At 45.4% G+C, this 8,214-nt stretch carries 6 protein-coding genes; all 6 read left to right on the plus strand.

Going from position 1 to position 8,214, the window contains the following annotated elements; translation table 11 throughout:
• The first annotated feature begins 419 nt into the window (after positions 1-419).
• The 6 genes from ABL924_RS16830 (at position 420) to ABL924_RS16855 (ending at position 7,829) form a co-directional block, all read left to right on the plus strand.
• On the plus strand, positions 420-2,027 hold the full coding sequence (locus tag ABL924_RS16830; protein WP_349028257.1) for a hypothetical protein: 1,608 nt from the start codon (positions 420-422) through the stop codon (positions 2,025-2,027).
• A 420-nt stretch (positions 2,028-2,447) separates the two neighbouring features.
• The gene (locus ABL924_RS16835) at positions 2,448-4,268 is read left to right on the plus strand and encodes a DUF2341 domain-containing protein (protein ID WP_349028258.1); all 1,821 of its coding nucleotides are present in this window, start codon (positions 2,448-2,450) and stop codon (positions 4,266-4,268) included.
• Positions 4,269-4,308: 40 nt separating this feature from the next.
• The gene (locus ABL924_RS16840) at positions 4,309-4,713 is read left to right on the plus strand and encodes a biopolymer transporter ExbD (protein ID WP_349020548.1); all 405 of its coding nucleotides are present in this window, start codon (positions 4,309-4,311) and stop codon (positions 4,711-4,713) included.
• Positions 4,714-4,727: 14 nt separating this feature from the next.
• Positions 4,728-5,387, plus strand: a complete 660-nt coding sequence (locus ABL924_RS16845) for a TonB C-terminal domain-containing protein (RefSeq protein WP_349028259.1) — start codon at positions 4,728-4,730, stop codon at positions 5,385-5,387.
• A 17-nt stretch (positions 5,388-5,404) separates the two neighbouring features.
• Positions 5,405-7,165, plus strand: a complete 1,761-nt coding sequence (locus ABL924_RS16850) for a putative porin (RefSeq protein ID WP_349028260.1) — start codon at positions 5,405-5,407, stop codon at positions 7,163-7,165.
• 19 nt (positions 7,166-7,184) lie between these two features.
• A complete protein-coding gene (locus ABL924_RS16855) occupies positions 7,185-7,829 on the plus strand; it encodes a hypothetical protein (RefSeq protein ID WP_349028261.1) in 645 nt (214 codons plus the stop codon).
• Positions 7,830-8,214 lie beyond the last annotated feature (385 nt).

Consider the following 8,214-nt stretch of genomic DNA (forward strand, 5'->3'; position numbering starts at 1 on the left):
CCCTAGTTCGTCTATTGGAATCATGCTTACTACAAAACCTATGGTTATTAATAGGGTATAGTCTATTTCTAAAGCAAAATGTGATCAAGAGACAGGTTTCAAACCCCGTCCCGCGTGGAGTATACCTAAGGGCACAAGTACGCTTCGCTTATCCATCCTACTTAAGGATAAATGGCAGAATATTTTAAAATAGTTGCAATTGTCATCAAAAATTAATATATCAGGAACACACTCGGCTTGGGATGCTGGTTTTCCATACTTAAGATACGCTTTAAGTCCAGTATTTCACGCGGGGCAGGATATCGCCGCCATCTTCAATGGGTTGCAGTTTAATCACCCCAAAACCCTGTGGGCAAGGCAATAAGCCCTATCCAACTAAGAGCGATGTAATTTACTAAACCTTAAAACGAGGAAACACCATGAAAACCTTATTAACAGGCGCGGTCATTTTGGTTGCATTATTTGCGGGGGCGGCGAAGGCGGAAATACCCGTTGATGCCCAAGGTAAGCCGAACATAGGCATTGGGGGGGTTGATGATACATACTCCAGGGTCTTAAAGCTTTATGTAACAGGCTCCTCATCAATAAATATGCTCTTAGAGAGAATGCTTACTGCTCGGTGGCTCCCACCACACCCATACCCGTTAGGCAATTTGTGCCTTCCCAACTCAAAAGTCTACAAATATCAGGACAACGATAGTGGCAAGAACCAAAACGCCTATTTATGTGCCATAAACAGATTTAACCCATCTTTAAGGTCTCATGATAATCGTAAAGACTATTTACTCGTGTACACCCGTAGCTTGGGGGAGACAGTATCGGGTGTTAAGTCCGTGGTTTCAAATTTGCCTGTCCGTTTTTTGAGGATTGATGAGCACGGTATGACATATCCGAATCAGAGGTGTAGCGCACCTGTTGCCGGCAGTATGTTTTTTCCAGTAAGACTTTCTAGTAATTACGATAACTACCTTACAAACTTTTCATACCGTGTTAAAGAGTGGGTTCGCAATCTGAACACTACAAGTCCTAATCCTAACGTTTTGACACTGACGTGCAGATATGATGAATTAGGTAATTCAATTTTGGCAAGACCGGATTTTGCTGTTTCTGATTACCGCCTACCGTTGGGGTTACTCACATTCGCTGAGATGCAGAGAATATATACAATATATACAAAACCCATTGGTATACAGGTCTTTGGTGTGGTGCTTAATACGGCATTTCGTGATGCTTTACAAAATGTGCAATTTCCTGCTGCCGCTTGTAAATTAGTGGGCGGCGCTGTAAATGGCAGAGAAAGTTTGGCTTGCATGCCAACCCTGACCAAAACGCAGATTACTAATCTTATTAGGGTTGGTGTCGCCGCCAGTGTCCCTGGCTCACGTTTACCGGCCTTACCAGGCGCTGCAAATTTGCATGCTTGTGGCGGAACTAATAATTCAGGAGCCAAGGCAGTCACCGCAAAAAGGGTGTGCCAGGCCGTTGGCGTTCCTGACTGTCAGGGCAGTAAACCGACTACTGTCGCAAGCAAAAGTAGGTATCATGAAATGCCTACCGCAAGTGGCGTGGCAGAGTGTTTGTCTGAACTTAACCAAGGTGTGGATATCTTGGGTTCATCATTTACGATGAGCGGAACACCTAAATGGGCGATCGGTTACCAAAGCACATTCAATATTAACTTTCCAGAAATATTTCGGAATGATATTTATACTAGACAAGGAGGAAAGTACACGACTGGCCAATACCGCTTTATTAAAGTGGATGGTTTAGAGCCGACGACTCTCAACGCCGTCTGGCCAAAAACACACCCATACACAGATTGGGAAGTTGCGTTATGCTATATTAAAAACAGGCCTCTCATATCCGAGAATAAAAGATTATTAATTGCCAGTATTTGCTCCCAAATTAAACCTGACAGCTATTTCACTAACTCTTCCGGTACCCTATATTCAGCCCTCCTTGTTCTCCCTGTTCTGTTCCCCCCCCGCCTTACAAAATATGCATGGGGTGTAGCTGGTTTTTTGTAGTAAAAAGCGTGCTCTCAGCCAGACGGGGCATGTTGCCCCGTCTGTAGGTTTCAGGTTGATTAAACGCAGCCACGTCATTTAAGTTTTGTGAAAACGTTAGGGACGGGGTTTCAAACCCCGTCCCGCGTGAGACGTGGGGCAGTCGTAGGATGGATAAGCAAAGCGCATCCATTAAATTCAGTCCAAGCTTGCACAGCCAGACGGGGCATGTTGCCCCGTCTGTAGGTTTCAGGTTGATTAAGCGCAGCCACGTCATTTAAGTTTTGTGAAAACGTTAGGGACACCCCGTCCCGCGTGAAAGCGCAGACACGTCATTTAAGTTTTGCGAAAATAGCCAAATTAAATCACCTCTGTCATAAAACTGTCATGAATTTCTGTGATACTCGTCACAACTTTTTAGTTGCTACCCGATTGAAAAAAATGAAACGTTTAAGTTTTTTATTGCTCCTGTTAGTGCTTATGCCATCACTTGCTTCGGCATGGTGGAACGAAGACTGGAGTTTCAAGAAAAAAATTACGCTGGATATGGCTAAGCTAAAGCAGGACGGCATTACTGCGCCGGAAGGTGCTTTTGCTTTAATCCGCTTGCATACCGGCAATTTTTTATCGTTTGCAGAATTAGCGGATAAAGGCAAAGATATTCGCATTCTTGCAGGCGATGAAGTAACCCCGCTTAAGTTTTATATCGAAAAACTCGATCCCGTTAATGAGATGGCACTGGTTTGGGTTAAATTGTCCAAAGAAGTTACTGCCTCTCCTGAGCCTGCGCTCTGGATCTATTTTGGTAATGCTGAGGCCGTGGGCGGTGAAGATGCCCCAGGTTCTTATGACGTCAGCCAGGTATTGAGTTATCAATTCGATGCAAAGGAGGTTAAGGATGTTACCGCCAACGCAAATAATCCCACCGAAGCGACCACTACCAACAGTGAAGGCGGCTTGATTGCTGGTGCTGCGGTATTTCAGGGCAGTCAAATTATCCGTGTGCCAGCAAAGCCTTCCCTGTTGATGGCTTCTACAACGGGCTGGACGGCTTCTGCCTGGGTAAAAATTGATCAAGCACAACAAAATACGGTTTTGCTACAAAGGACGGGGCCGGTCAGTAGCTTAACGCTTTCTATAAAAGAACAAACACCGATGCTGGAAGTTACTGATGATTCAGGCGGCAAGCAAGAGTTCGCTGGTCAGGCTGCTATTACTCCAGGTGCTTGGCATCACTTGGCAGTTACCGCCACAGCCGATAATTTGACATTGTATTTGGATGGCGTTGCCGCAGGTGCTTTTCCGGTAAAGCTGGCAGAACTCACAAACGAAATAACTGTTGGTGCCGACGCTTCTGGCGGCAGAGGTTTTTCCGGTTCAATGGATCAGCTAGCCATCTACAAGATCGCCCGCGATGTGAATGCCATAAAATTTGATGTGCTAATGCAGGGAGCAGGATCGGCACTCTTAACTTATGGCGACGATGCTACGCCGGACAGCGAAGAAGGTGGCGAATCTTATGTGGTCTCGACCTTGAATAATGTTACCGTCGATGGCTGGGTCATTATCGGCATTTTGGGTGTTATGTGCCTGATTAGTTGGATGGTGATGGTTGTTAAGGCTATCGTGATTAACCGGACACATGGTGAAAATAGAAAATTCGAGCAAGCCTTCAGTAAGTTGGGTACGCAAGATATTGCCACTTTGAACGCACAAGCGGATGAAGCTGATGATGAAGACTTAGCTAAATCGCCGCTATTGTTTTCCTTGTCGAATCATCACGGCACTTTTACGGGCTCATCAATTTACCGCATCTATCATGTCGGTGTTGAAGAAATGAATAAGCGATTCATGAAAGCAGTAGGTGCTGATGTCGCTTCGCCACAAATTTTGACGGCAGCCTCTATGGCTGCGGTGAGGGCATCAATGGATGCGGTGGTGGTTAGGGAATTACAAAAGCTCAACGCCCAAATGGTGTTGTTGACGATTGCCATCAGTGGTGGCCCATTCCTTGGTTTGCTAGGCACAGTCGTTGGGGTAATGATTACTTTTGCGGCGATTGCAGCCAGCGGCGAAATCAACGTGAATGCGATTGCCCCCGGTATTGCGGCAGCATTGGTTGCAACCGTTGCAGGCCTAATCGTCGCCATTCCCGCATTATTTGGTTACAACTATTTAGGCAGTCGGATAAAAATTATTACGGCAGATATGCATGTTTTCGTCGATGAGTTTGTGGCAAAACTGGCCGAGCAACATACCTGATTGGCATCACCCTGACCAACAATAGAAAGAGAAATGTGAGATGAAAGTACAAGATGACAATGCCGCGTATGACGAAATCAACGTCACGCCCATGTTGGATTTGGCTTATGTATTGCTGATTGTATTTATCCTGATGGCAACGGTTTCTGTGCAAGGTATAACGGTCAATTTGCCGAAAGCTAGTGATGCGCCAAGCCTTGCCAAGCCGCAAACGAAAGCCATCACTATCACCGCCGACGGTACAGTTTATCTGGATACCTTTCCTGTGACGATGGAGCAACTGGAATCTACGTTGCAACAATATAAAGCGGTCAATCCTGCCTTACCCGTTGTCATCAAGGGCGATGCCGCTGTGCAATACGTCAAGATAGTGGATGTGCTTGCCTTATTGGGTAAGTTGGATATTACCCAAATCGGTTTGGTTACACAAAATCTTGTTAAATAATTCTTCACGCGCGAATGACAACAAAACAACGTTTTCGGAATCATCTTCCGAGCATTGCGGGTGGAATCATGCTTATTATTTTGGTTGGTTTTATTATCCATTTTATTAGTTCTATCAAGGACAAACCTGAAAAAAAAGAACGCAAGATCCAAGCTATTTCTGTCATGAAACCGCCGCCACCTCCGCCACCGCCACCTAAAATTGAAAAACCGCCAGAACCTGAGCCGGAAATAGAGAAACCAGCTGAACCTGAGCCTGAGCAGGAAGAGCTTCCAGATGTTGCCGATGAGCCCCCACCCGGAGACTTGGGTTTGGATGCAGAAGGAACGGCTGGCTCAGACAGCTTTGGCTTGGCTGCTCACAAAGGCGGCAAAGGCTTATTTGGCGGTGGTGGCGGAAGTCCTTTCGCCTGGTATGGCAAGATGGCTTCCAAAGATATACAGGCCATTCTTTCAGAAAATGAAGATTTACGCCGGAAAGGATACACCGCTGTCATTAAGCTGTGGGTTGAAGCTGACGGCAGTATCAAGCGATTTGAAGTGTCCAAAGGCAGTAACGATGCACAGATTGATGGCTTGATAGAAAAGTTGATCAGTAAATATAGAAAAATCAATGAGCCGCCACCACCCGGAATGGAACAACCGATTAAGCTGAAAATCACCTCAAGAATTTAAATACGTCAGGTAAAAAAATGGATAATAAAAACCGGCTGCTAGTCTTAACGCTGTGTAGCCTAGTTGGTGTGGTGCAAGCAGGTGAAAAAGAGGAGCTACTCAAATTGCGTAATACGACGACCAATCTTATCAAAGAGTTGGTTAAGCAAGGTGTGCTGACTGGTAAAGTGGCTGAGGACATGATTAAAAAAGCCGAAGCGGATGCTGAAAGTCAGGTTCAACAACAAGCCGAACAAATAGCAACCACTGAACCAGCAGCGGAAGCGCCAGAACCTGGCGAAGTCAGGGTGCCTTACGTGCCGCAATTTGTTAAAGATGAAATTCGCCAGCAGGTTCGCACGGAACTGCGCGAGGAAGTGGTCGGTGATGTGATGCAAAAAGCCAAAAACGAAAAATGGGGCATACCTGATGCCTTACCGGATTGGATTAACCGATTTACGCTATCTGGCGATATGCGCTTGCGTTCGCAGAATGATTTTATGTCGGGGGATAATGCAGAGGAACAATACCTAAATTACCAAGAGATTAATTCTCGTGGTGGTCGGACGGGTATCAACGATTTTATTAATACCACTAAAGATCGCCACCGTTTTCGTGAGCGCGTCAGATTGGCGATTGATGCCAAAATTACCGATAATTTAAAGGCGGGTATTCGGCTAGCGACGGGTAACCAGCCTGATCCCGTATCGACTAATCAATCCTTGGGCAATACCGGCAACCAATATAATTTTAATGTTGACCGCGCATATTTAAAATACGATGCCGTGAATGACGAGGGTTTTAAATGGCTAACCTTGGCTGGTGGACGCATTGCTAACCCTTGGTATGTAGGCGGCGGCGAATTCACCGGTGGCAGCGAGTTGGTGTGGGATACCGATTTATCCTTTGAAGGCTTTGCAATGACGGCGCGGCACAGCTTAGGCAGTTCCAAAAGTGTGCTGGATAAACACGATGATTCCCGTAAGGTATATGCTACCGCTGGTGCCTTTCCGTTGCAGGAAACCGAACTCAGTTCCAGCGGCAAATGGCTGATGGGTGGACAAGTCGGGCTGGATTGGGGCTTTGAAAACCAAGATGCTTTGAAGGTAGGTATTTCTTACTATGACTATATCAATATTCAGGCAAAGCCAAATTCTAGTGCCATTGGGGATTGCGATAAAAATACAGCGCAAAATAATCTTTCAGTGCCGCAGTTTTTGCAGTTTGGCAACACGCTCACAGGGATATGTGAAGGACTTACTACTCAAGGTGAAAGTAAAGATCCTGTGGGTGATGGGAACCCCCGACAATATGGATTGGCATCTGATTACAACATCATCAATGTTAACCTTTCTTATGATCTCGCCAAATTCGCCCCTTATCACGTAATTTTTGGAGCGGATTTTGCTAAAAACGTCGGCTTTGATAAGCAAACTGTCAATAACTATAGGTATAGCAAGGTTCTTGGAAGTAATAACTTAAACGACGACAAAATTGTAGACGAGGAAACCAACGCTTGGCAAGTCCGGATGGATTTCGGCTGGCCTAAAGTGGATAGAGCCGGAAAATGGAATGTATTTGCATTATATAAATATGTAGAACGCGATGCCGTGCTGGATGGCTTTACGGATTCTGATTTTCATTTGGGCGGCACCAATGCCAAAGGCTGGGTAATCGGCGGCAACTTTGGCTTGATGAAAAACCTTTGGTTTACCGGCAGGTGGTTAAGCACTGATGTCATTACCGGACCTACATACGGCAATGATGTTTTACAGCTAGACCTTAATGCCAAGTTTTAAGCGCCCAAGGAGTCATCAAATGAAACCATTTCTAATTTGTGTGTTGGCGATGTGTTTATTGCCAATTCAGTCTGTGAATGCCGCCAAGGAAAACGGTAGCGCTAAAACCATTAAAAAGCTACAGATGATGATTCAGGATGTCACGGCAGACCGGGATCGGCTAAACGCGGAAAGCACAAAAATGCTTGCTGATCTTACCCAGGCAAAAAAGGATTTGGAGCAAGAGAAAAAAGCTAAAACCGCTTTTGAAGTTAAAGAAAAAAAGCTTAACAGCGAAATAGCCGCGCAAAAAAGCAACGCCGATGAAATTCGTAGCCGTTTGGAAAGCACCACAGTAAGACTGCACGAAGTGATAGATAAATACAACGCCTTAAACCAAGCTAAAAACCAGTTAACCGCCGAACACGGCAGTTTAAAAACTACCCAACAATTTACCGCAACTGAGCTAAAAGCTTGCGAAAGCAAAAATATCAAGCTGTATGAAGGGACAAAAGAAGTCATTGCTAGTTATCAAAGTTGCAAAAACAAAGGCATCGTCGATACATTGATGGATGCCGAACCAATCTTGCAAATTAATAATGTTGGGTTTGAAACGATAGCCCAAGAGTATGAAGATAAATTGCATAAGCAGAAATTTCACCCCAGTGAAAATCCTAAAAAATAACAGCTATCAGACGTTTTAATAAAAGTAGTCATGCCAATACTTGCACACACGAGTTAACATTTGCCGTCCAAAAGCCACAATTTTAGCAAACAGCAAGCCAGACGGGGCATGTTGCCCCGTTTTTGGGTTTTGATGTCGCTCAAACCGCCACCTGTCAGCAAAACGTGAGCAACGGGCTAACATAGCCCGTCGCGCGGGTAAGAAATCCTAAAAAATAACAGCTTTAGCACTTGCTTCAGCAAGCCAGACGGGGCATTTGCCCCGTTTGTGGGTTTTGATGTGGATCAACCGCCACCTGTCAGCAAAACGTGAGCAACGGGCTAACATAGCCCGTCGCGCGGGTAAGCAAACTACCTCATGTAAAAGGTAGCCACCCATAACGGCT

Source organism: Methyloglobulus sp., assembly GCF_040079455.1.
Classification (GTDB): Bacteria; Pseudomonadota; Gammaproteobacteria; order Methylococcales; family Methylomonadaceae; genus Methyloglobulus.

What these genes read in the sequence shown, in the direction of transcription:
- ABL924_RS16830 (WP_349028257.1), top strand. Translation starts at nt 420, where the DNA reads ATGAAAACCTTATTAACAGGCGCGGTCATTTTGGTTGCATTATTTGCG.
- ABL924_RS16835 (WP_349028258.1), top strand. Translation starts at nt 2,448, where the DNA reads ATGAAACGTTTAAGTTTTTTATTGCTCCTGTTAGTGCTTATGCCATCA.
- ABL924_RS16840 (WP_349020548.1), top strand. Translation starts at nt 4,309, where the DNA reads ATGAAAGTACAAGATGACAATGCCGCGTATGACGAAATCAACGTCACG.
- ABL924_RS16845 (WP_349028259.1), top strand. Translation starts at nt 4,728, where the DNA reads ATGACAACAAAACAACGTTTTCGGAATCATCTTCCGAGCATTGCGGGT.
- ABL924_RS16850 (WP_349028260.1), top strand. Translation starts at nt 5,405, where the DNA reads ATGGATAATAAAAACCGGCTGCTAGTCTTAACGCTGTGTAGCCTAGTT.
- ABL924_RS16855 (WP_349028261.1), top strand. Translation starts at nt 7,185, where the DNA reads ATGAAACCATTTCTAATTTGTGTGTTGGCGATGTGTTTATTGCCAATT.